The organism is Estrella lausannensis (genome assembly GCF_900000175.1).
GTDB classification, from domain to species: Bacteria; Chlamydiota; Chlamydiia; order Chlamydiales; family Criblamydiaceae; genus Estrella; species Estrella lausannensis.
On the sequence record NZ_CWGJ01000008.1, the window covers coordinates 1 to 20072 of the forward strand.

Consider the following 20072-nt stretch of genomic DNA (forward strand, 5'->3'; position numbering starts at 1 on the left):
TCGCCAAGCTCTGCGCCCAGCAGGATGGCGAGGGCACGGCCTGCAATTTCTACTGTTTTGGAATCGAAGGTCAAAATGGAATAGTAGAGATCGCCAAGCTCTGTGCCCAGCAAGATGGCAGGGGCACGGCCCTTCATTCCATGAACTTTGGAATCAAGGATCAAGGTAAAATAGTAGAGATCGCCAAGCTCTGCGCACAGCAACATGGCTGGTTCACGGCTAAGTATTTTGAGAACTTCGGAATCGAAGATCAAGAGAAAAAGATAGAGATAGCCAAGCTTTGCGCCCAGCAAAGTGGCTCGGAAACGATGGAGTATTTTAAGAACTTCGGAATCCAAGATCAAGATGCAATAGTAGAAATCGCTAAGCTCTGCGCCCAGCAAGATGGCAGGACCACTGCAAAATGCCAAGGTCACGGCTCAGAATCTTAAGAAGTTCGGAATCAAAGCTCAAGAGAAAAAGATAGAGATCGCGACGCTCTGCGCTCAGCAAGATGGCGGGACCACGGCTCAGTATTTTAAGAACTTCGGAATCGAAGATCAAGAGAAAAAGATAGAGATAGCCAAGCTTTGCGCCCAGCAAAGTGGCTCGGAAACGATGGAGTATTTTAAGAACTTCGGAATCCAAGATCAAGATGCAATAGTAGAAATCGCTAAGCTTTGCGCCCAGCAAAATGGTGGGTACACAGCTTGTTGTTTCAAGAACTTCGGAATCCAAGAGCAAGATGCAATAGTAGAAATCGCTAAGCTCTGCGCCCAGCAAGATGGCAGGACCACGGCTAAGTATTTTGAGAACTTCGGAATCGAAGATCAAAATGAAATAGTAGAGATCGCCAAGCTCTGCGCACAGCAACATGGCTGGTTCACGGCGGGTTTACGGCTCAGTATTTCACGAACTTTGGAATCGAAAATCAAGATAAAATAGTAGCGATTGCCAAGCTTTGCGCTCAGCAAAGTGGCGTCGGCACGGCTCAGTATTTTAAGAACTTCGGAATCCAAGATCAAAATGCAATAGTAGAAATCGCTAAGCTCTGCGCCCAGCAAGATGGCAGGACCACGGCTAAGTATTTTGAGAACTTCGGAATCGAAGATCAAAATGAAATAGTGGGGGCACGGCTTTTAATTTGAAGAACTTCGGAATAAATGATTCAACTGCTGTCTTCGAAGTATCCTCCATATGTCTCAGATCAGATCCTATGGCGATTCTCTCTATGGGTAACTTTTCACCTCTACCTAGCGATCTGGTAAAATTATCGCAAATTGTCCAAGTTTTTACAACCGACGAACCGGAGAAGGAGCTTCGCAGTCAGCTATTTGAAGAGATGGCAGCTCTTGTCAAATCTCTACCTCTTGCTGACGGTCATCGAAAAACCATCGAAGACTTCCGATTGAAGATCAGTGAATTAGAACCCCATGTGCAAAATAATGCCGGTCTATGGTTCCTGGCGTCGGTTTTCACAATCAGCAACATGAAAACGGATGCTGCTCAGTGGATGCTCGGTTGCGGGCTGTGGACAGAACTAGGCCTTTTGCAAGATCCGAGTCTCAGGGTGAGACTATCCAATGGCATGTATGACTTAGCCGCTGATGAAGGAAGCAGGGAGGTTTGGGACGCTTTTATCAAGAGTGTTAGAGGTACTTCAGGGCAGAGAGGGCTGATGCTTTTGGCGATCCCATTCTATGAATTAAAAAAACAGGGGGTGGCTGAGGATGGGTTGGTGAAGGTTGCTGCCGGGATAAGTCAATTTCAAACTTCCAGGACGAGCAAGTTTCGGGATGTGTATCGAGTCAAGCTCCTATTGAATATCATGCATTTCTTTGCACAGAGCGGTATTTATTCGCCTGAATTAAAAAGGCAGGGATTAGAAAAGATTTTTTTTGAGAAGCAAGAGGGGCACTTTGAAGTGATCCGCCACGAAGAGCGGATTGTAAAAAATGTGACAGCTGTTAAGGGGCTGCTCCAGCTCCAAGATTTAAGCTGGCCGATTGCTGACAAGGATCTTGACGCGCAATTCCGAGCATCGCTCGGGGAACTTATTCCCCTGGAAAAATTAGAGGGGAACGCATCCGAAAAGTATGACGAAATATTCGGAACATGCCGCAACCCCGGAGGGCTGCTCACGTATGCTGCCGGCCTTAAAACTCTTAACGAGCCTGCAGTGATGCAGTGCCTTGGGGAGTTTACCGTGTCTGTTTTAGATGGGACTTTTAAATCCAAGCGGTATGACACAGCCAATAATCCCCATCTTGCAACCATTTCTACGGGGAATTCGGATTTGATTGAAAAATGGAAAAGGGAAATAACGGTCGGTTTAGAGAGCCTCTCTTCAGAGGCAAAAGGTCAAAATAGCCTTGATCTAAGGGAATGGATCACAAACAAACTGATCACAGACAACCATCTTGCCGATGCAGACCTCTCGTTTGTTAAAAAATACCTCCAAGCAGCAACTGCTGATCAACGAGCTGAAATCTTCTCGGATCTGGTCGCTAAAATCAAATTGGCCATGAAGGAAGAAGAGAAAAATGCACTGCGTGCCCAAATAAATGTCCAGAAGGGAAACAATAAAAAATTGACTGAAGACCTTAGTAGAAAAAAGAAGGATGTAAAAACTCTGGGCAATAGCGGTCAAGAAGCCGTAAAAATACGATTAGAAAAGCTTAAGAATGAGGTAAAGGCTCTTGAGCAAGATCTCTCCGACTCAGTGAAAAGCCTCCAGAGGTTAGACAAGGATCTGAAATCGCTCACTCAAGAGGCGACTGAAGATCCCGTATTGCAAAATTTGAATTTCCAAAAAGCCTGCCTGCTCTCTCTGAAGGCCGGTAAGGATGCCGATTCGCCACGAGTGATCAAACTTTTAGAAGATATCAACAAGGCAATGAAGCTGTATGAAAATAGCGAATTTGCCCATGACGTGAAAGGACTTCTAGAACTTGTTAAGAGCGAGAAGAAAACAACTAAGCCGGAGAGCGCTCTCAAGGTTGTCCTTACCGATGACCCTATCGACCTTCTTCTGTGCGGCACCGATGTCAGCGGCAGCTGCCAGCGTCTGGATGGCGGTCCGAGTTTAAACAAAGGTTTGCTGGGGTATTTAGTGGATGGTAAAAATCGATTGCTTGCCATCAAAGATGGAAACAAGATCGTATCCCGCTGCATGCTGCGCCTTTTATGGGATGGAGAAAAACCGGTAATCTTTCGTGAGCGTCTATACCCGGACTCTATTCCTTCCGAGCATCAAGCAGCTCTTAACGCCCTGGCGAAACAGATCGCACAAGACTTAGGCGTTCCACTGACCTCGAAGGACGGAGAGAATCGCTATGGCAAGGATCTTGAGGCTCTTGGAGGACCGGCCCCTTATGAATACTCCGATGGCAGTGGAGGAGTTCAAAAGAGCGGTGTTTATACCATCAAATATGCAAGACAGGTTGATTAGCGCTCCCGCGACCATCTGCCTTGAAAAGCGCTTCTAAGGATGATGTACTACCGTCTGCCCTCATTGCCAATTCCTCCTCGCAGGGTAGAAATTTCAATGCGTTTCAAGTCTCAATTAATTCGTTGAAGATCCCCAGAATAAAGTCATTCCTAGAGATACTAAGGAAAGGATGCGTAGATCTCTTATGGATTTTGTGAGATTGTTACCGCATAGGTCTTCGCGTAAGTGTTAGAGTGACAACAGATTCTTTAAACTATTTATGCAACAAAGCCCTTTCGTATATGATCGCTCATCAGTAGGTTCTTATCGCCAACTTGTTTTTTGTTCGTTGCAGAGATTTTCGGTGTAATTTAGCTATTCATTAATATACCGAAACAACTTGAAAAATTGGTCTTTGGCTTCGTCCGGTCTACTTAAGAATTTTCGTTCTCACTCGCGCCTTGCCTCTCGGCAATGGTCGCTCGCTCTGGACAAAAATTCTTAAGGCCCTCCTGGCCAAATTTCCAATTCTTCAAGTTGTTTCGGTATAGTATATACGTCCATCCAACCAAGGAGCCGTCATGCAGCCTGTTCTAGAGCAAGATACTATCATAGAGATGAAGGATATGAGCGGAGGGGGTACGGTAGGCCAAGGAGAGCTCGTGCCTGTCAAAAGGAGCTCTTGCTGCGGACGCATCTTTAAAGACTGGACTCAAGTGCCTTCCTCAGTTTGCGTTGCCACAAACGGTGCCTTGACAATTGCGGCGATCGTCATTGTCATCGCCGCTTCCCTATTCATGACAGATCCGAGCGACGCCGGCTTGCAAAAGGGAATCGTGATAGGAGGTTCGGTTGTAGCCTTTATTCTTCTGCTGAATGGTGCGGCGCAGTGCGTAAGCTGCATGAGGGTTCGGCAATTTAAACCGGAAAAGGATCTAGAGGATCAGATAGGCACATTCAGGGATCGTGTCGGGGATTTGGAAGGGCAAAACAAAGATTTGGCCGAGACAGCAAAGAAATTGGATGCCGAAAGGCAGCAATGGGAAGACACCTACCACAAGCAGGAGCAGGCAACTGACCGAATACAAAGGACGCTAGATCAAAGGGTTCAGCAGTTTGACGCGATTCGAAAGCAGCTCGAAACGACAACAACAGAACTTGAGCAGGTATCAAAAGCGTTCGATCTCTTTAAAAAGAAAACAGCGGAAACCTATCAGTTCATCATGAAGCTCGGCCAGGTGAACTTAAGCCTCGGGATGCAGTTGAAAGAGTTGGGTATCCAGGCTGAGGAGTTCAAGGAGCTAGACGAAGCCTGGGATGGCAACATCGCAGGATTGTCCGGTGAAACAGATGAGTTTTCCGTGCAAAACAAACGCCTCGAAGCGCTGAATAGCGAACTTAAAAGACAGGTTGCGCTCATGGGAACCTTCCATGGCATGATCTCTGAAGTGGCTTCCAAGTTTAAAGAGTCGGCCGCTCGCCTCGATGAGTATGACGACAAGCTTCTTGAAGCGACAAAAAAATTGGAGAGTGCCGTTCGGGAAAAGAGCGTCCAACTTGCCGAGCTTGAGAAGAAACTGGCTGAGCAAAACGAGATCCTGGGAACGTTAAAAAAAGTGTTGCTCGGGCAGAAAAATGGGGCCGAAAAGTTTAAGGAAGTGATTGAAATGATCGAGAAGATTTTAGAGGAAAAAACCGGGTAAAACTCCTTGTAAGAGAGGGTGAAATTTCTTTAAGTCTTTAACTAATTGCCTTTTATGTTTTGTGATCGAAATCCTTATGAAAAAGGGGGCCGCTCTCTTTGAATTCACGCTGCGGTATTCTCTCTTTTTCCGGTTTTCCAACTTTTCGTGATTTAGTATACTCTTTCTTTTCAAACCCCATTTTACCGGGGCGGCTGCCAATCATCAGCACTCTCCAGGTGGAGACTGCTTAGAGACTGTCCACAAACTCAAATTGTTTGATTTGAGTTTGTGGACAGTCTCTTAAATGCTGCCTCACAAGATAAGGATCTTTCCGATTATGAATAAAAGTTTGGTTAAAACAGCGATTACTCCGACGAGACAGGAAGATTATCCTGAGTGGTATCAGCAAGTGATCAAGGCAGCGGACTTGGCGGAAGGTTCTTCCGTGCGTGGCTGTATGGTGATCAAGCCTTGGGGATTTGGCATCTGGGAAAATATTCAGCGACAGCTCGATGACAGGATCAAGAGCCTTGGGCACGAAAACGCCTATTTCCCTCTTTTCATCCCGCTTAGCCTTTTGCAGAAAGAGGCCGAACATGTCGAAGGGTTTGCTAAAGAGTGTGCAGTTGTCACCCACCATCGCCTTGAAGAGAAAAATGGCAAACTGGTTCCTGCCGGTGAGCTGGAAGAGCCGCTCGTCGTGCGGCCAACATCCGAAACGATCATCGGGGAGTCCTTCTCTAGATGGGTCGAATCCTGGCGGGATCTCCCCCTTCTGATCAACCAGTGGGCCAACGTCGTGCGCTGGGAGATGCGTCCGCGCGTCTTTTTAAGAACGGCGGAATTTCTCTGGCAGGAGGGGCACACCGTCCATGCGACCGAGGATGAGGCGATTCAGGAAACTCTTTCGATGCTGGAGACCTACCGTTCGTTTATGGAAGATGTGCTGGCCATCCCTGTCATCATCGGACGCAAGTCCAAAGGGGAGAGGTTTCCCGGTGCTGTCGACACCTTCACCTGTGAAGCGATGATGCAAGATAAAAAGGCCATCCAAGCAGGAACGTCGCATTATCTGGGGCAGAATTTTTCCAAAGCTTCCAACATCCGTTTCACCAACAAGGATGGACAGTTGGAATATGGCTATACAACATCCTGGGGTGTGACAACGCGACTGATCGGAGGGCTGGTGATGTGCCACTCCGACGATGACGGTATGCGTCTGCCTCCCCGCATCGCTCCTAAACAAGTGGTGATTGTTCCGGTTATACCGCGTCCTGAAGTGGAAGCGGAAGTGATGACGTTTGCCGATCGCGTCGAGAGAAAAATTCGGGAGCTGAAGTTCCATGATCAGCGCGTCACCGTTTTTGTCGATAAACGAGACAGAAGAGGGGGAGACAAAAATTGGGAGTGGATCAAAAAAGGGGTGCCGCTGCGTATTGAAGTGGGGCCGAAAGACTTGGAGAATCAGGGTGTAACCCTCTGCAGGCGCGACAGGCCGCATAAAGAGAAAATGTTCCTGGATATTAACTCGTTAGAGGAGAAGATTCCCGAGCTGCTCGGTGAAATTCAGAACGGCTATTTTGAGGAAGCGAAGAGCTTCCGGGATGCCAACCTAAAGCGGGATATTCACTCACCTGAGGAGTTCCAGCGCTTCTTTACTCCCAAAAACGGCGATAAACCGGAAATACACGGCGGGTTTGTCCTAGGTAAGTGGAGCGAAGATCCTGAGTCGGAAAAGTTGCTCGAAAGCCTTAAGGTCACCGTGCGCTGCCTGCCGCTGGAGCAAAGCGGCACGGAAGGCAAGTGCATTCTGACGGGGAAAAAAGCGACGGTGGATGCTATTTTCGCCAAATCCTATTGATTTGGCCGGTAAGACAGGAGCGCTGCTCTAGCGGGCGCGCTCTTGCGAAGAGCAGTGAAAAGATTTTTACTGCACTTAACGGCAGTAGATCCAGTGGCGGGATACGTTCTTTTCCTCGAACGATTTTTTTGCCTTGTTGACATCGCGAATCGTGCTTAAGTCCTTTTCAAGGCGCTCATCTAGCTCCTTATGCAGCCTTTTGAGCTCTTCCCACGCTTTGGGAGGAAAATTGTCGGGGTTGTTTGCCATATGAGAAAGCTGTTCAGGCTTGACATCTAGCTCATTGAAAAAGCGCTCAACGTCTTTGTTTAGGCGCTCATATTGCAAAGTCAACTCGCGCAGCTTTTTTTCGTTCTGCTTACTTTTGTTCTCAAGAGTGTTAAATATCATGATAAAACAGAAGTTAAATGGTTGTTAAAGAATAATTTTACATTAGCAGACTGATTTTTTTCAAGTCTTTTATTTTCTAAGGGATTTCATGCTTGTCTCCACTCTTATCTACGCTCTCCTTCTCGCGCTCGCCGCGCACCTTACGCTGCGTCTTCTTCTCCGCTCTCCTTCCCTCCGAACCCGCCTGTTCCTGTTTTTTGCCAGGAGAGCTTCCCTGATGGATCGATTGACAGAGGAGATAGGCCGGTTTGCTGACAGCAGCGAGGTGCAAGATAAGATGAGCACGCTTTTTCAGAACCACTTAAAAAACACCTTTGCCGAGATCAAAGCAAAAGTTCCTTTTGCCGCGTCCTTCCTCTCCTCCGATTTTGTCAGGAAAATCGAATTGGAAGCCGAAGAGGCGATATTGGCTGTGATGCCGGATATCAGCTGTTCGATTAAAGGGGAGATGCAAAAACAGTTTAATGAGCAAGCCGTAGAGAGAATAGTGTCCTCAAAAGGAAAATTCTGTTCAGAAAAGGAGCTTTGGCAGATCACACTGGCTGCATTTACTGCCGGTTTGATACTGGCCCTTGCTGCCGAGGCAATCAAAGCTGTCATCATTTAGAGCGGCTAGTGCTTCTTTTCCTTGGGAAAAGTCGGGCCTGCCGTCTCAGTCGTGAAGGCAACAGGCAAAATTGCAGCCGCTACTTTTCTTTTTGGAGAGTCTCAAAGAGACCTGTTTAGTAGCTAAATCACATCATTTCAGATTCAGATAGGCTAGAAGCGGATGATCCGGTAGAAAACCGGGTGCTTAAGTGATGATGAAAGTGGCTCAGAATTCGGGTTTCCCAAGAAATGGGCCCGAATTCTGAGATATTTTTTGACTTAAGGGGTTCTATAATCTTCTTGTCGTTTGAAATCTTCGAGACTGCTGACGGGCTGATACTCAAACAGAGGAGAGTCGGTCGGCTTGCCTTTCAACAAAATCGCAAAGCGTTTGAGATTTTTTTTGCTCAAAGTATCTTGTATGCCCTCTAAACACTCGGAGTAGGTTAGCTCTTCAAGCGCTTTCAGTCTCTTTTCAACCCATTGAAAGTCCCCTCCATAAAGATAGAGCAAATGGGCCAGGAGTTCTGTCGCCTGGGAGATGTTTTTGACGGAGTTTTTCAGGTCATAGATCAAGGCATCTTTTATCTTGTTGAAGCGCTCTTCCGTGAGCTCTTTATTGGCAAGCTCCTGAACGAAGCTTTCGAGGAATAACTCAAACCTGGCAAGCAGATCCCTTGGACTGTGGGTCGTTGACTGGGCTAAGAAGAAATTGAAAAGGCGCCGGTCGATCTCTTCTCCGGATGCCTGGACAATATATCCGGTCTGCTGCCTTGTTCGCAGCTCCGAGAAGAATGGCTCCTGGATGGACTGTGTCAGGATCTGATGGATGGCACGTGTTTTATGGGAGTAGACGACATCCCTTTCGATTAGCAGGAGGGCTGCATTGCCCTGTGCGGCAATGGTCTCTTCGAGATAGTGCGGGCCTAAGTTACCTTTCATATCGAGCACTTCCCTCTGGAAGAAGGGTGGCTTGTAGGGCGTTTTGGCAAAGGATTTCTCCGCAATGCCTGCGATTTTCCCTGCTTCCTCAGACGTAAGGTTGCCGAGAACTATTCCCTCCACAAATCCCTCTGAATAGAGCGATTGGATGTAACTGTCGAGATCTTTGGCAGTGATGTCTTGAAGGACTTTTATCTTCTCTTCAGGCAAGGGGTAATATTTATAGATGGAAGCCTTCAGCAGCTGAATGCTTTTATCCAGGGGCGTGGCGACAAAGGAGTTTCCCCACTCCCTCAAAAGGCTCTCTTTGTATTGTGCAAACCGCTCATGGGGATACTCTTTGGAGCGGATTTTTTCCGCCAAAGCCTCAAACAGAGCATCGGTGGGGTCGGGGGAGCCCCTGACACAGAGCCGGAGTAGCCGCTGACATAGAGCATCAGCCCGGCGTCGTCCCTTTTGATCCTGAATTCAAGTCCGGCGATTTTGGCTGGGTAGATCAGAGGCGTCAGCGCGTCATTGACCGCTTTCAGATATAGGTCGGTCAGCACTATTGAACGAGTGTCTTTGGGGTTGATTAGGGGCGACCTGATCAGCAAGGAGAGCGCTGCTTTCGGTTCCAGATAGGTGTTGTCTTGCGCGAAGTAGATTTTTGCCCGCTCGGTTGTCAGAACGGGGACAGGAAGAGGCAGCAATGACTTCTGCGCATAATCCGATTCCAGCGGCCTTTTGTTGAAATCTTTTGGGATGAAAGAGTTGTGCTTGGGAATGAAGAGTTTTTTCTCCTCTCCCAAGTGGTTCAATCTTTCCTTCAGGCCTTCGGGAAGGGGGTGAATGCCATATTTTGCGCCAAGCCAAGTCTCTTTTTTATCGAGTGAATAGGGTAACAGGGGAGGTTTGGCTCTTAAGTAAATATAGGCGCCGTCTACATTGAGATGTTTTGCGAGGTTTAAAAGCGCTTCCGGATCAAATCGCTTAATGATAAGCGTCCTTTCGGGGAATGTGCTGATGGGTTCTTCAGCGAGCCAGAGCCCCTTTTGCATAAGGTCAGAAAAGACATCTTGCCTTGTCTGAAACTGGTATTCGATTTTTTGCACTGCCTGGATGTCGTCAAATACATATTCCGGAACAGCTTGCGTTTTGAGTAGGTTGATGGCCTTGAAAGTCAGCTCCAATGCTTCGTTCCATTCCCTTACACCCTTTTCTGTGAGAGAGATCTCAATCACGATCTCCAGATTTTCGCCCGATGAAGTCAGCTCGCCTGTCGCGATGCCGGTGGCAAGCCCTTTTTCCTTGAGAAGGCTAAGAAGCGAACCTTCCCCCTCATGTCCCAGAATGTGGCTGAGGACAATATGAGGTTTTGTTTCCTTCATTTGGGCTGCTTCCTTGGGAAGTTCGAAGACCAGAGTAAGCGACCTGACATCTTTGACCGGTTCGATGGCGATTAGCTTGCCCCGCATGCCGCTCTGCGATAGCGACTCCTTGGGTACATAAGGGGAGAGGTTTTTGTTCTCGACATCCTTGAATTTATCTTCCAACATCTGTTTCAGTTCTTCGATCGGTTCCTGGCCGATGACGATCAGGCGCATCAGGTTGGAGCTGTAGTGCTTTTCATACCAATCTCTCAGCTCTTTTTGTGAGACGTCGGCTAGCGTTGAGGAGTTCCCCATGGAAAACTTGTGGATCGGGTGATTGGGGTTTGACAGTTCCCGATGGACAAAAACTTCCCTGATGTCGTCGTTTTCAATGTTCTTGGCATACTCTTGGTCAATCGCTTTCAGCTCCCTGTCAACCTGGGAAGTGCTGAGGAGAGGCGATTTGAAGAAGTTGGAGAAGCGGTCCAGTGCTCCCTCGAGGTGGTTGGGGTCGACCGAGAACATGTAGCTTGTCGCATCGATCGAGGTAAAGGCGTTCGCTTCCCCTCCGCTCTCTCTAATATAGCGCTGATACTCCGACTCGTCAGGGTATTTTTCCGTGCCCATGAACAGCATGTGCTCTAAAAAGTGAGCCATTCCCATGTGCTCTTTGGGGTCGGACCAGCTTCCTGTCAATACGGTGAGTACCGCGCCCGATTTATTGGTTCCGGGGTCGGAGATGACAAGAGCTTCGAGTCCGTTGTTTAGGCGAATCTTGGCTGTCTTACGCTCTTTTAGGGAAGGAGTCAGGATAGGGAGCGTTGCCTGGTCTTCGATTTCTTCATAGGCGAGGAGTGGGGAGACAGAGAGTGCTAGTGCGGTGGCGATCTTGACTGGAAGTGACATGGAAACCTTCTCTTCAAAGTGCGTTGCTGTATCTTCGACAGTCTACTACCCGCCAAAGGGTTTGTCCAGTTAAGAATCCAAGAGGTGATAAACGGATTGGATTTCGAGGTGAATGCCGACTATTCGGGGCAAAAACAGCTTGAACGATTTCAGTTTGGTGGAAATCAATTGGCCGGCAGCATGTTCTTCCGGATAGATTCGAGCAGATTTTTCTTGTGGTAGGATCGTGCCTGTTCGATGCCGTTCTGCAGGGCTTTTCCGCTGGAGTAGCTGTGGCACTTGATCATGATCTTATCGATGCCGGCCACGAGAGCGCCAGGGTAGTCTTCGTGAGCGATAGCGTTGTCTTCTCCGTGAGAGGCCTTTAACTGCGAAAGGATGTAGCGGGCTGCCCCCTCCGCTGTCTTGAGGAAGATATTTCCGGTAAAGCCGTCCGTGATTAACACATCGATCGGGCCTGAAAAGGCGTCTACCGGTTCGATGTTGCCTTTGAAAACCGCGCGCATGCCGGCCTCTTCGAGCTCATTTGCCAATTCGCCAAGAAGTGAAAACGCTTTTTGGTGCACACCTGTTCCTTTTGTCGCTTCTTCACCGATGTTGAGAAGCCCAAAGCGGACGGGCGTATCTCCAGTTTGAGCGCGCTTGAAGGCTATGCTGAAAAGGGCTATGTCTCTGAAAAAGGCGAGCCTTGGGTTTACAGTTCCGCCAACATCGGCCACTGTGAGAGTTCCGCTTTGCGAGGGGATGGTTGCCAAGAGAAAGGGGCGGCTGGCTGTGGCGAGAGGAGGTAGGTAGAGCTTGGCTGCGGCGATAGCAGATCCGGTGCTGCCCAGCGTGATCAACGCGTCATATGCCCCGCGGCTTAGCTCCTGTACACCATGCACCAGTGTCGATCCGGGTTTGTCCAAGACAGCTCTGACCGGAGGTTCATCCATGCGGATTTGCTCGCCGAGGACCTTGACAGTGACTTGAGAGTGGATAGAGTATTTTTGAAGGGATTTAAGCAGGGATAAAGACAGCTCATTTGTCGCGAGCAGCTCGACGCGAGTATCCGTCGATTTGATGGCGTCAAAAATTGCATGGGAAGCTTCATTGGGATCAACCCCGCTTCCCATGACATCGACACCGATAAGCAAAAAAAACCTTTAGCTTAGCTTACGCCGTTTTAACGACAACGCCGTTGCCGTATGCGCCGCAGGATGGGCATGCTACGTGCGGAAGCTTGGCGACTCCGCAGTTTTTACACTTGCATGACTGCTTTGGCGATTTGGCGTGGTGAGCGCGTCTGGAATTCTTTCTTGCGTTGGACAATCTGTTACGTGGGACTGCCATAATTTAACTCCTCATCATCTTATGTTCTATAATTCACTGAAAGGGTGATACGTTCCATCTTCCTCTTCCTTCTTGGTGCTGCCCGGGCTTTTAAGATAGCGCTTGAGTTCTTTGCGCTTTGGGCAGCTTCCGCCGTGGCACTCGACGAAGTGCGGCGCCTCGAGGACGATGGTCTCCCTTAAAAATTCTTTGAGGTTATACACCCCTGTCTTTATTTCATGCATCGGCACGATATGATACAGACCTTTCAAGATCAGCGGCGCTTCCGTAAGCTCATTGCAGATCGAGCAGGGCAGTTTGGCTTTTGTCTCGATATCCAGGTGCACGACCAGATCCTGCTCTGCTAAATACGCTTCTCCATGAAAGGATATGGGCGCGTTGAAAGCAAGCTCTTCATCGTTTTGTTCCAGAAAGCCGGGGTCTACCGTCTCCCTGATCTTTTCCATTTCGCCGTGTCTTAATCTGTCGACATGGATCTTAAATTCGTCTTCCATCGCTTTAAGTTAAGTTCGCTTAGGTTTTTGCAAGGGCTGCTTAGCGTGGAGTCAACCTGCTGAAATAAAAGCTTGTATCAGTAATTCTCCATAAAATTTACCTGAAACGGCAATTTCTTTGAAGGGAAAAAGGAAATGGGGCGGATTCAGAGCTGTCCTGCTTTTTTTTACTTCAGGCACGGAGATGAATTCTTTGTTTAATCAAATATTAATTTGACATGCAGGAGGGTTGGCTTTAAACTAATAGTGTAAGTACATGAAGGTTTGTTGCTTATGGAATCACGTCGGTTTGGAGGCCAGAGAGCTGGCCGAGAAATGGACTGGGTGATCCAGTTCTCCCCTCAAGGCAGTCCACCTGAAGGCTCGAAGGAGAAGCCTGGCGTTACATTTTACATTCCCGCGCCCCGAGGCCCCCCCGAAAGTGAGCTGAATCTGCTGCTTGACACCCAGGGAATCGAGAAGATCCAGCATGACTACGCCAATTTTTTACAGTCTATCTCCAAGCTTTGTTCGATTTTGGAAAAGGAAGGAATAGAGCGCAGCGAGGATCTCAAGAAAATCGGACAGGATTCCCAAGTGATGGATAGCGCCTTGCAGAACTTAAGCGAAATTATCCGGAAATTTAACGAGATGCTGAAAAAACTGAGAAACGAGGGAGAAGAGGGCCCTAAAAATTAGGGAAGTGCGCATGCGCAAAAGCCTTGGAGGCCAACCTGGATTTCAAGACCTGCCGCCCCATTCCAGAGCGAGGCTTACGCACTTGAGCCTCAAGGCTTGTGAATTGGCAAATCAAACCACGCATCGCGTGGCCTGTCCTCAAAAATATTAAGTTTCGTTTTTCAATCGATTCCTTCCCCGCGCTTCCTTTCAGGGAGCGCCTTTTTTTAAATCACTTCATTCTGTATACTCACCCTTTAATGCCCAAAAAGCAAGCAACCGGACAACCTGTTGCGGAGGTTTTGAAGGCGAGAGCTCCCCCTTTTTCCGCCGTCCCCTAAGGGAAGGCGTTTAATAGATCTGTTTTTCAAGGAAAATCCCGGCAGGGTTGATTCTGCCAGGCGGCTCTCGCTCCTTAGAGACTGTCCACAAACTCAAGTCAGTATGTTTTGCTGCCGAATTTGCATAAGCTTCGAAAAAGAATCAGAATATCGGATGAATTTTTTCAAAGTTTCATTGCCTTATGCGGCACACAAACCGTACAGATTTCAGTCTGTGGGCGAGTCTTTTAGACCCCTGGGCAAACTGAATACTACTTAACGGAGAGTTTATGGAAGAGATCCTGCTGAATATCGAGTCTAAAGAAATCCGCTACGCCCATCTGAAAAACGGACATCTTCACGATCTGATCATCGAAAGAAAAAAAGAGAGACAGCTGACCGGCAACATCTATCGCGGCCGAGTCACGAACATTCTTCGCAATATCCAGTCCGCCTTTATCGACATCGGCGAAGGGGATAACGGATTCATCCACATCTCCGACGTCGTCGCCAACAGAAAGAAGTTGGAAGAGATTTTTGGCATGGACTTCGAGATGGAGAATGAAGCGGCCGCTCCTGACAAAGATACATCCAACATGGAGATCGACCAAATTTTAAAGCCGGACCAGCCGGTGCTGGTGCAGGTGGTGAAAGAGGCAATCGGGACAAAGGGCGCACGCCTCACAGCCAACATTTCCATTGCCGGACGCTACCTTGTGCTGTTGCCTAACTCCTCCCACCGTGGAGTCTCGAGGAAGATCGAGGACAGAGGCGCCCGGGATAAATTGAAGAAGCTCATTCGCGCCTTTGAGATGCCGCAGGATATGGGCCTGATTTGCCGTACTGCAAGCGCTTCGGCGACCCAGGAGCAGCTGATTGATGAGGCCAACGACCTGATTAACAGCTGGAGGATGATTATGGATAATTTCCAAAATTCCTCCGAGCCGACCCTGCTCTTTGAAGAGTCAGACCTCGTCAAGCGGGCAATCCTGACGGCTATCGACAAAAAATTTGACAGGGTGTTGATCGACGACTACAAAACGTTCCAAACCTGCAAAAGGCTCTACAGCCGCTACGTCGGGGATAATCCTGTTCGTATCGAGCTTTACCGCGACAAGACGCCGATGTTCGAGAGGTTCAATGTCGAGCGGGAGATTGAAAAGTCCCTCCGCCGTAAAATTTGGCTTTCCTCCGGCGGTTACCTCTACTTTGACAAGACGGAAGCGATGTACACCATCGACGTCAACTCGGGAAGAAGCACTTCGGCCGAATCTGATGTCGAGGAGTCTTTGGTGCGCATCAACATGGAAGCGGCAGAGGAGATCGCAAGGCAGCTTAGGATCCGCAATATCGGAGGCCTTATCATCTGCGACTTCATCGATATGAAGCTGAGGAGAAACCAACGCCGCGTCCTAGACAGGTTGAAAGAGTGCATGAAGGATGACTCGGCCAAATGCACCATCTTAGGCATGAGTGAGTTCGGCCTGGTCGAGATGACAAGGCAGCGTCAGAGGGGCTCTCTTTTGCAGACAATCTTCACTCAGTGTCCATATTGCCATGGAACAGGCCTGATCAAGAACCATGAGAGTACCTCGATCGAGATCGAGAGGGCGCTTAAGAAGGTAATCAAGTGCAACGAGCAGTACGGCATCAAGCTTGTCGTCCATCCTGAGGTCGATCACTACATTCACGTCATCGACAAGGGCTATCTCAAGGGGCTTGCCGAGAGCATGAACGCACAACTCGATTTCGGCCACGACGATGCGCTGCATTTGAATGAATACCATTTCTATTCGACGATTACCAATACCCGTATTGAGGTGTAGGCATGAACTCTTCCCGCAGGCTTCTTAAGTCATTCATGAAGAAGGATAATATTCCAGACCCTCTTCAAGATATACTTACAGGTTTCATTGATGATTATCTGGCTATCGTCAGGGAGCGGGAAGGGGATTTGGAAAAGGCTTTAGTCATCCTGAGTACGTTTGTGGCCCTTGTTGAAGACGAGATTGGAGATCCCTTTATTTTCCAGCCCTATCATCAAAGGATCGACAGTCCGTTTGACTACTATCACTTCGGCATGGATCTTTTAAGGCCGCTCGTGCGTTTTGAGGATTCTTATGTGCAGGGACTACCCATCGTCGATGAGATAACCGGGCTCTTGAAAAATGGAGAGAATGTCGTGTTTCTCTCCAACCACCAGACAGAGCCCGATCCCCAGGCGATCAGCCTGCTTTTAGAGAAGACGCATTCCGAATTTGCCAAGGAGATGGTCTTTGTCGCCGGTCACAGGGTGACGACCGATCCACTGGCCATTCCATTCAGTAAAGGCAGGAATTTAATTTGCATCTATTCCAAGAGAAGAATTGAGCACCCGCCGGAAGAGAAAGAGAAGAAGCTGATGCATAATCAGAAGGCAATGCAGAAGCTTGGCGAGCTTCTCTCCAACGGAGGCGTGGCTGTCTATGTCGCCCCAAGCGGCGGACGCGACCGCCTCGGACCGCACGGCCGGCCGGAAGTGGCCCCGTTCGATCCGCAAAGCATCGAGATGTTCCGTCTTATCGCCAAAAAGTCCGGTTCCAAAACGCATTTTTATCCTCTGGCCATCTGGACCTATTCCCTTTTGCCTCCTCCGGCCAGCGTCGACAATGCCTTCGGTGAGACAAGAAAGCCGTCCTGCACGCCGATCAGGCTGGCCTTCGGAAAGAGGATAGACTTCGATCAGGGTGGAGCGTTTGACGGTATGAATAAGGAATCTGCCAGGCAGGCCCGGGCTGACTATGCCCTTAAACAAGTGAAGGAGCTCTATTCGGGGATCGAAGAGGTTTCCTGAAGATCGATGCGCTCTTTGATCAAGGTTGCAGCCATTTCATGGTCTGTCAGCTCATCAGGGTTTATCGGTGCACCGATCGAAACGGTGATTTTGCTGAAAGGCTTCGGGATGCCCATCTGATCCCATGTCTTTAGCGTCCAGCAAGTGTCGCAAGTCCAGCCCATGGGAAAGATCAAAGCCCCTGATTTTAGCGCCATCGCTACAATGCCGCCCTTCACCTGCCTAGCAGGGCCTCTTGGCCCATCCGGTGTTATCACGAGCACCCTTTCCCCTTTTCTGACCCGATCGATCGCGCCGATCAACCCGCCAAATTTAGCCGAATGGGCGACGCGGATCGCTTCCCCCCGGATTCCATAGGCGTTGATGACCTCTGCGATGATCTCCCCATCTTTGCTTTTGCTGATCAACGCTGCGTAATTAAATGGGGTGTGGCGGGTGAGTAGGGCAGGAGCGAGACTCAGTTTGCTGTGCCATAGTGCTAAGATGGCAGGGCGTCCTTTGGCTTCTTTTATAAAACGGTCGAATCCCTTTAGTTCAAAGCGACAAGTCATTGTGAGAAGGGCGGCGGCTGCCTTGATGATTCGTCCGAGGATTCTGGGGATGATTTTTTGGATGGTGTAGTAGTATAGCCTTTTCATCGAAGAAGACTCCGCATGGCTTTTTCGATCTCCTGCTCGGGTCGGGCTTCTGCCAGCTGTTCAAAGAGCTGTTCCTGCTTCTGCTGTATGCTTTGCCGGCGGGGTTCATTGGACAGAAGGTCGCGGATGCTTGTGGCGACTGCCTCTTTGGGGGCTCTGTCTGCAATATGCTCTGGGAAAAGTTCTTCTCCGGAAAGGATGTTGGCGATGGCGAAGTGGGTCAGGTCCAAGCGGACGATATATCTGGCGATGAAGTAGTTTAAAGAAGATACGGCATAGGTCACAACCGCGGGGCGTTTTTTGAGAGCCAGCTCAAGGGTCACCGTTCCTGACTTAGCGATGGCGAGCATGCAGTTGTCCATCAGATCATAGCGGGAAGAGGCGGGGATCAAACTCACACCATCTTCAAATCCGGCTTTCCTTATCAGTTTTTCCACTTCCTCTTTCATCTCTTGCCTTGCGAGAGAGACAGCTACCCGGTATTTCGGAGCTTCTGTCGTGGCGAGCTTCAGTGCTTCGAGCTGTAGGAGGAGGTTATTATGCACTTCCTGGCGGCGACTTCCCGGAAAGAGAGCAATGATGGGATCTTTTTCATCGAACCCAAAACGGCTTCTGAAGCTAAAGTCAGGCCGGTGAGAGGAAACGGCTTCCAAAACGGGGTTGCCGATATAGGTAACCGGCAGTTTGGTGTTTTGATAGATCTTTTTTTCGAAAGGATAGATCGACAGGGCTAAGTCAAAATGTTTTTCCAAAGTGCGGATCCGCCCTTTTCTCCACGCCCAGACAGTGGGCGGTATCATCTGCACGATTTTCCCTCGGAAACCGCCTCTTCTTAAGAGGCGTGCCAGGAGGAGGTTGAAGTCGGGGAAGTCGATGAGTACGACAGCGTGGGGCTTCTTTTCCAAGATCCATCCGGACAGGAAGAAAAGTTTTTTGATAAGGGAAGGCAGGCTCAAGATAATTTCTTGAAACCCCATGACAGCCAGCTCCTCCATCCTGAAGAGGGGTATCAACCCTTCTTCAAGCATCGAAGGCCCTCCAACCCCGTAAAAAGTGGAGCCGGGATCGATCTTTTTCAGGGAAGCAATCATACGCTTGCCGTGGATGTCGCCGCTTGGCTCGCCGGCAAGAAGAAAGAAAGAAAGTGGTTTGCTCATACCGGCACTTTGCCTCGTTTATAGATCAGCATCAGGTTGCGCAGGTAGGGTATCAAGCCGAAAAGTGGGCCGACGTAGTTGACGGTGTCTTGCAGTTGCATGAAGTAGGCAAGGCACAGAAGATCTCCGGCAAGAGATGTCCACCAGAATGTTTTCCCGAGGAAACTCTTTCCTTCCCTCTCCGCCATCACCCACTGCACCCAGAATCGGCTGCTGAAAAGAATGAGACCGATCGATCCGGCGATATGCCAAAGAACGGGAACTGCTGCTGCCGAGGAGGAGGCCCAGGGGCCGGTTGGAATTCTAAACCACGTCTCGCTACTTGATCCCTGGAACGTTAAGAAAAAGAGAAAGAGAGAGGCTGTCAGTGCCAGCACGAAGAGCAGAATCACAGAGGAGAGAGGCCACCGTTTGTCCTTTTCCTGCATCAAATTCAGGTTTCTGAGCGAGATGACGGCATTGACGGTCTGGATCAAAAGCACATGAAGCTGCAACTGGATGATCGAGTGGATACTCAAGCTTAAGTTGCCGAAGAAGGAGAGCTGCCAAAAAATTCGGGGAACTGTCGAGCGCCCCTCTTTTTCTGAGTGGAGCCATTGAAGGAAAAAGCGGGCGCCAAAGAAGAGGGCAGAGATAAATCCCAGAGGATAGAGGGCGGCTTGTAGACTTTCCGTCATTTGATCTCGTTCTTCACGCAGTAACCCAAATGGCGCTTGCGCATCCAGCTGACGGCAAAGAGATCCGAAAGAGTGTTTAGCGACCTGTTGAAGATGTTGTATTTGGTTTTACCGGCCTTTCTTTCGCGGTGGCTTACCGGAACTTGAACCACTTTGAACCCTTCAATTTTAAACAGGGCAGGCAAAAATCGATGCATCCCGTTGAACATCTTGATAGAAAGGAGGCTCTCTCTTCGGTAAACCTTGAGGGAGCAGCCGGTGTCGTTGATACCGTCTTGGAGAAATCGGCTGCGGATAAAGTTGGCACATTTTGAGATGATCTTTTTCGACAGCGGGTCTTTACGGTCTTTCCTCCAGCCGGAGACTAAGTCGAAGCCTTCGCGATACACTTCAATTAGGCGCGGGATGTCTGCCGGATCGTTTTGCAAGTCGCCATCCATCGTGATCACCGCTTCGCCTTTGGCAGCTTTAAATCCGGCATCGAAGGCGCTTGACTGTCCGAAATTTTTCTCGAAAATGATGACGCGCAGCCACGGACGCTCCTTTTTCAGGTATTGCAGCTTGAGGAGGGTTCCATCTTTGGATCCGTCGTCGATGCAGATCATCTCGAACGGAGCGCCAAGCCCTTTCATTACCTTTTCGGTCTGGCATATGAGCTCTTCGACGTTGGCTTCTTCGTCTTTTAAGGGAACAACAACACTGTACAGGGGATCCATCGCTCTTCTTCAATTGAGGATTTATGAATGGACTCAAGAATACAGGTTCTTGCGCTGAAGGTCAAGTTTTGGAAGGTTTGCCGAAAGTGTCTTAAAATCTCAATTTTTGAGATGC

General features: G+C 49.0%; 20 protein-coding genes. 9 read left to right on the plus strand and 11 right to left on the minus strand.

Annotated elements, in window-relative coordinates:
- The 4 genes from ELAC_RS11710 to ELAC_RS02670 form a co-directional block, all read left to right on the plus strand.
- On the plus strand, positions 1–431 hold a 431-nt coding region (locus ELAC_RS11710; protein ID WP_158227788.1), incomplete at its 5' end, for a hypothetical protein.
- The gene (locus ELAC_RS02660) at positions 385–924 is read left to right on the plus strand and encodes a hypothetical protein (protein WP_098037739.1); all 540 of its coding nucleotides are present in this window, start codon (positions 385–387) and stop codon (positions 922–924) included. The genes ELAC_RS11710 and ELAC_RS02660, both read left to right, overlap by 47 nt.
- 286 nt (positions 925–1210) lie before the next feature.
- The gene (locus tag ELAC_RS02665) at positions 1211–3430 is read left to right on the plus strand and encodes a hypothetical protein (RefSeq protein ID WP_098037740.1); all 2220 of its coding nucleotides are present in this window, start codon (positions 1211–1213) and stop codon (positions 3428–3430) included.
- Between the two features lie 560 nt (positions 3431–3990).
- Positions 3991–5112, plus strand: coding sequence for a coiled-coil domain-containing protein (locus ELAC_RS02670; RefSeq protein WP_098037741.1), 1122 nt, complete (start codon positions 3991–3993; stop codon positions 5110–5112).
- Between the two features lie 52 nt (positions 5113–5164).
- On the opposite strand, the gene ELAC_RS11715 is transcribed toward ELAC_RS02670, so the two are convergent.
- On the minus strand, positions 5165–5317 hold the full coding sequence (locus ELAC_RS11715) for a hypothetical protein (protein WP_158227789.1): 153 nt from the start codon (positions 5315–5317) through the stop codon (positions 5165–5167).
- A gap of 114 nt (positions 5318–5431) precedes the next feature.
- Between ELAC_RS11715 and proS the strand changes: the two genes are divergently transcribed.
- Positions 5432–6955: a proline--tRNA ligase gene (gene proS, locus ELAC_RS02675; RefSeq protein WP_098037742.1), complete on the plus strand. Its 1524-nt coding sequence runs from the start codon at positions 5432–5434 to the stop codon at positions 6953–6955.
- Between the two features lie 75 nt (positions 6956–7030).
- Here the strand turns inward: proS and ELAC_RS02680 are convergent, their stop codons facing one another.
- Complete coding sequence (locus tag ELAC_RS02680; RefSeq protein ID WP_098037743.1) at positions 7031–7345, minus strand: hypothetical protein; 315 nt, start codon at positions 7343–7345, stop codon at positions 7031–7033.
- A gap of 88 nt (positions 7346–7433) precedes the next feature.
- On the opposite strand from ELAC_RS02680, the gene ELAC_RS02685 reads away from it, so the two are divergent.
- The gene (locus tag ELAC_RS02685; protein ID WP_098037744.1) at positions 7434–7952 is read left to right on the plus strand and encodes a hypothetical protein; all 519 of its coding nucleotides are present in this window, start codon (positions 7434–7436) and stop codon (positions 7950–7952) included.
- Positions 7953–8212: 260 nt separating this feature from the next.
- Here the strand turns inward: ELAC_RS02685 and ELAC_RS02690 are convergent, their stop codons facing one another.
- From ELAC_RS02690 to ELAC_RS02710, 5 genes are all read right to left on the minus strand, one after another.
- The gene (locus ELAC_RS02690; RefSeq protein ID WP_204250521.1) at positions 8213–9172 is read right to left on the minus strand and encodes an insulinase family protein; all 960 of its coding nucleotides are present in this window, start codon (positions 9170–9172) and stop codon (positions 8213–8215) included.
- Positions 9169–11133 carry an insulinase family protein gene (locus tag ELAC_RS02695; RefSeq protein ID WP_098037746.1) on the minus strand — a complete coding sequence of 655 codons (1965 nt, stop codon included), beginning with the start codon at positions 11131–11133 and terminating at the stop codon, positions 9169–9171. The genes ELAC_RS02690 and ELAC_RS02695 overlap by 4 nt, the downstream gene beginning before the upstream one ends.
- A 164-nt stretch (positions 11134–11297) precedes the next feature.
- Complete coding sequence (locus ELAC_RS02700; protein ID WP_098037747.1) at positions 11298–12269, minus strand: hypothetical protein; 972 nt, start codon at positions 12267–12269, stop codon at positions 11298–11300.
- A gap of 19 nt (positions 12270–12288) precedes the next feature.
- On the minus strand, positions 12289–12465 hold the full coding sequence (rpmF, locus tag ELAC_RS02705) for a 50S ribosomal protein L32 (RefSeq protein ID WP_098037748.1): 177 nt from the start codon (positions 12463–12465) through the stop codon (positions 12289–12291).
- A 26-nt stretch (positions 12466–12491) separates the two neighbouring features.
- Positions 12492–12959, minus strand: coding sequence for a YceD family protein (locus ELAC_RS02710; RefSeq protein WP_098037749.1), 468 nt, complete (start codon positions 12957–12959; stop codon positions 12492–12494).
- A gap of 273 nt (positions 12960–13232) precedes the next feature.
- Here ELAC_RS02710 and ELAC_RS02715 point away from each other — a divergent pair, with 273 nt between their 5' ends.
- The 3 genes from ELAC_RS02715 to ELAC_RS02730 all read left to right on the plus strand — a co-directional run bounded on the left by ELAC_RS02715 (position 13233) and on the right by ELAC_RS02730 (position 16769).
- On the plus strand, positions 13233–13637 hold the full coding sequence (locus ELAC_RS02715; protein ID WP_098037750.1) for a hypothetical protein: 405 nt from the start codon (positions 13233–13235) through the stop codon (positions 13635–13637).
- Between the two features lie 589 nt (positions 13638–14226).
- Complete coding sequence (locus ELAC_RS02725; protein WP_098037752.1) at positions 14227–15762, plus strand: Rne/Rng family ribonuclease; 1536 nt, start codon at positions 14227–14229, stop codon at positions 15760–15762.
- A 2-nt stretch (positions 15763–15764) separates the two neighbouring features.
- On the plus strand, positions 15765–16769 hold the full coding sequence (locus ELAC_RS02730) for a 1-acyl-sn-glycerol-3-phosphate acyltransferase (RefSeq protein ID WP_098037753.1): 1005 nt from the start codon (positions 15765–15767) through the stop codon (positions 16767–16769).
- Here the strand turns inward: ELAC_RS02730 and ELAC_RS02735 are convergent.
- The 4 genes from ELAC_RS02735 to ELAC_RS02750 are packed head-to-tail and all read right to left on the minus strand — an operon-like array spanning position 16742 to position 19957.
- Positions 16742–17407, minus strand: a complete 666-nt coding sequence (locus ELAC_RS02735) for a lysophospholipid acyltransferase family protein (RefSeq protein ID WP_098037754.1) — start codon at positions 17405–17407, stop codon at positions 16742–16744. The genes ELAC_RS02730 and ELAC_RS02735 overlap by 28 nt on opposite strands.
- The gene (gene lpxB, locus ELAC_RS02740; protein WP_098037755.1) at positions 17404–18564 is read right to left on the minus strand and encodes a lipid-A-disaccharide synthase; all 1161 of its coding nucleotides are present in this window, start codon (positions 18562–18564) and stop codon (positions 17404–17406) included. The genes ELAC_RS02735 and lpxB overlap by 4 nt, the downstream gene beginning before the upstream one ends.
- The gene (locus tag ELAC_RS02745; protein ID WP_098037756.1) at positions 18561–19241 is read right to left on the minus strand and encodes a lipid-A-disaccharide synthase N-terminal domain-containing protein; all 681 of its coding nucleotides are present in this window, start codon (positions 19239–19241) and stop codon (positions 18561–18563) included. The genes lpxB and ELAC_RS02745 overlap by 4 nt, the downstream gene beginning before the upstream one ends.
- On the minus strand, positions 19238–19957 hold the full coding sequence (locus tag ELAC_RS02750; protein WP_098037757.1) for a glycosyltransferase family 2 protein: 720 nt from the start codon (positions 19955–19957) through the stop codon (positions 19238–19240). Before ELAC_RS02750 ends, ELAC_RS02745 begins: the two co-directional genes overlap by 4 nt.
- Between the last annotated feature and the right edge of the window lie 115 nt (positions 19958–20072).

Bases quoted from the DNA above. Each gene is read 5' to 3' on its own strand.
- ELAC_RS02660 (WP_098037739.1), top strand. From the start codon at position 385: ATGGCAGGACCACTGCAAAATGCCAAGGTCACGGCTCAGAATCTTAAG.
- ELAC_RS02665 (WP_098037740.1), top strand. From the start codon at position 1,211: ATGGGTAACTTTTCACCTCTACCTAGCGATCTGGTAAAATTATCGCAA.
- ELAC_RS02670 (WP_098037741.1), top strand. From the start codon at position 3,991: ATGCAGCCTGTTCTAGAGCAAGATACTATCATAGAGATGAAGGATATG.
- ELAC_RS11715 (WP_158227789.1), bottom strand. From the start codon at position 5,317: ATGATTGGCAGCCGCCCCGGTAAAATGGGGTTTGAAAAGAAAGAGTAT.
- proS (WP_098037742.1), top strand. From the start codon at position 5,432: ATGAATAAAAGTTTGGTTAAAACAGCGATTACTCCGACGAGACAGGAA.
- ELAC_RS02680 (WP_098037743.1), bottom strand. From the start codon at position 7,345: ATGATATTTAACACTCTTGAGAACAAAAGTAAGCAGAACGAAAAAAAG.
- ELAC_RS02685 (WP_098037744.1), top strand. From the start codon at position 7,434: ATGCTTGTCTCCACTCTTATCTACGCTCTCCTTCTCGCGCTCGCCGCG.
- ELAC_RS02695 (WP_098037746.1), bottom strand. From the start codon at position 11,133: ATGTCACTTCCAGTCAAGATCGCCACCGCACTAGCACTCTCTGTCTCC.
- rpmF (WP_098037748.1), bottom strand. From the start codon at position 12,465: ATGGCAGTCCCACGTAACAGATTGTCCAACGCAAGAAAGAATTCCAGA.
- ELAC_RS02710 (WP_098037749.1), bottom strand. From the start codon at position 12,959: ATGGAAGACGAATTTAAGATCCATGTCGACAGATTAAGACACGGCGAA.
- ELAC_RS02715 (WP_098037750.1), top strand. From the start codon at position 13,233: ATGGAATCACGTCGGTTTGGAGGCCAGAGAGCTGGCCGAGAAATGGAC.
- ELAC_RS02725 (WP_098037752.1), top strand. From the start codon at position 14,227: ATGGAAGAGATCCTGCTGAATATCGAGTCTAAAGAAATCCGCTACGCC.
- ELAC_RS02730 (WP_098037753.1), top strand. From the start codon at position 15,765: ATGAACTCTTCCCGCAGGCTTCTTAAGTCATTCATGAAGAAGGATAAT.
- ELAC_RS02735 (WP_098037754.1), bottom strand. From the start codon at position 17,407: ATGAAAAGGCTATACTACTACACCATCCAAAAAATCATCCCCAGAATC.
- lpxB (WP_098037755.1), bottom strand. From the start codon at position 18,564: ATGAGCAAACCACTTTCTTTCTTTCTTCTTGCCGGCGAGCCAAGCGGC.
- ELAC_RS02745 (WP_098037756.1), bottom strand. From the start codon at position 19,241: ATGACGGAAAGTCTACAAGCCGCCCTCTATCCTCTGGGATTTATCTCT.
- ELAC_RS02750 (WP_098037757.1), bottom strand. From the start codon at position 19,957: ATGGATCCCCTGTACAGTGTTGTTGTTCCCTTAAAAGACGAAGAAGCC.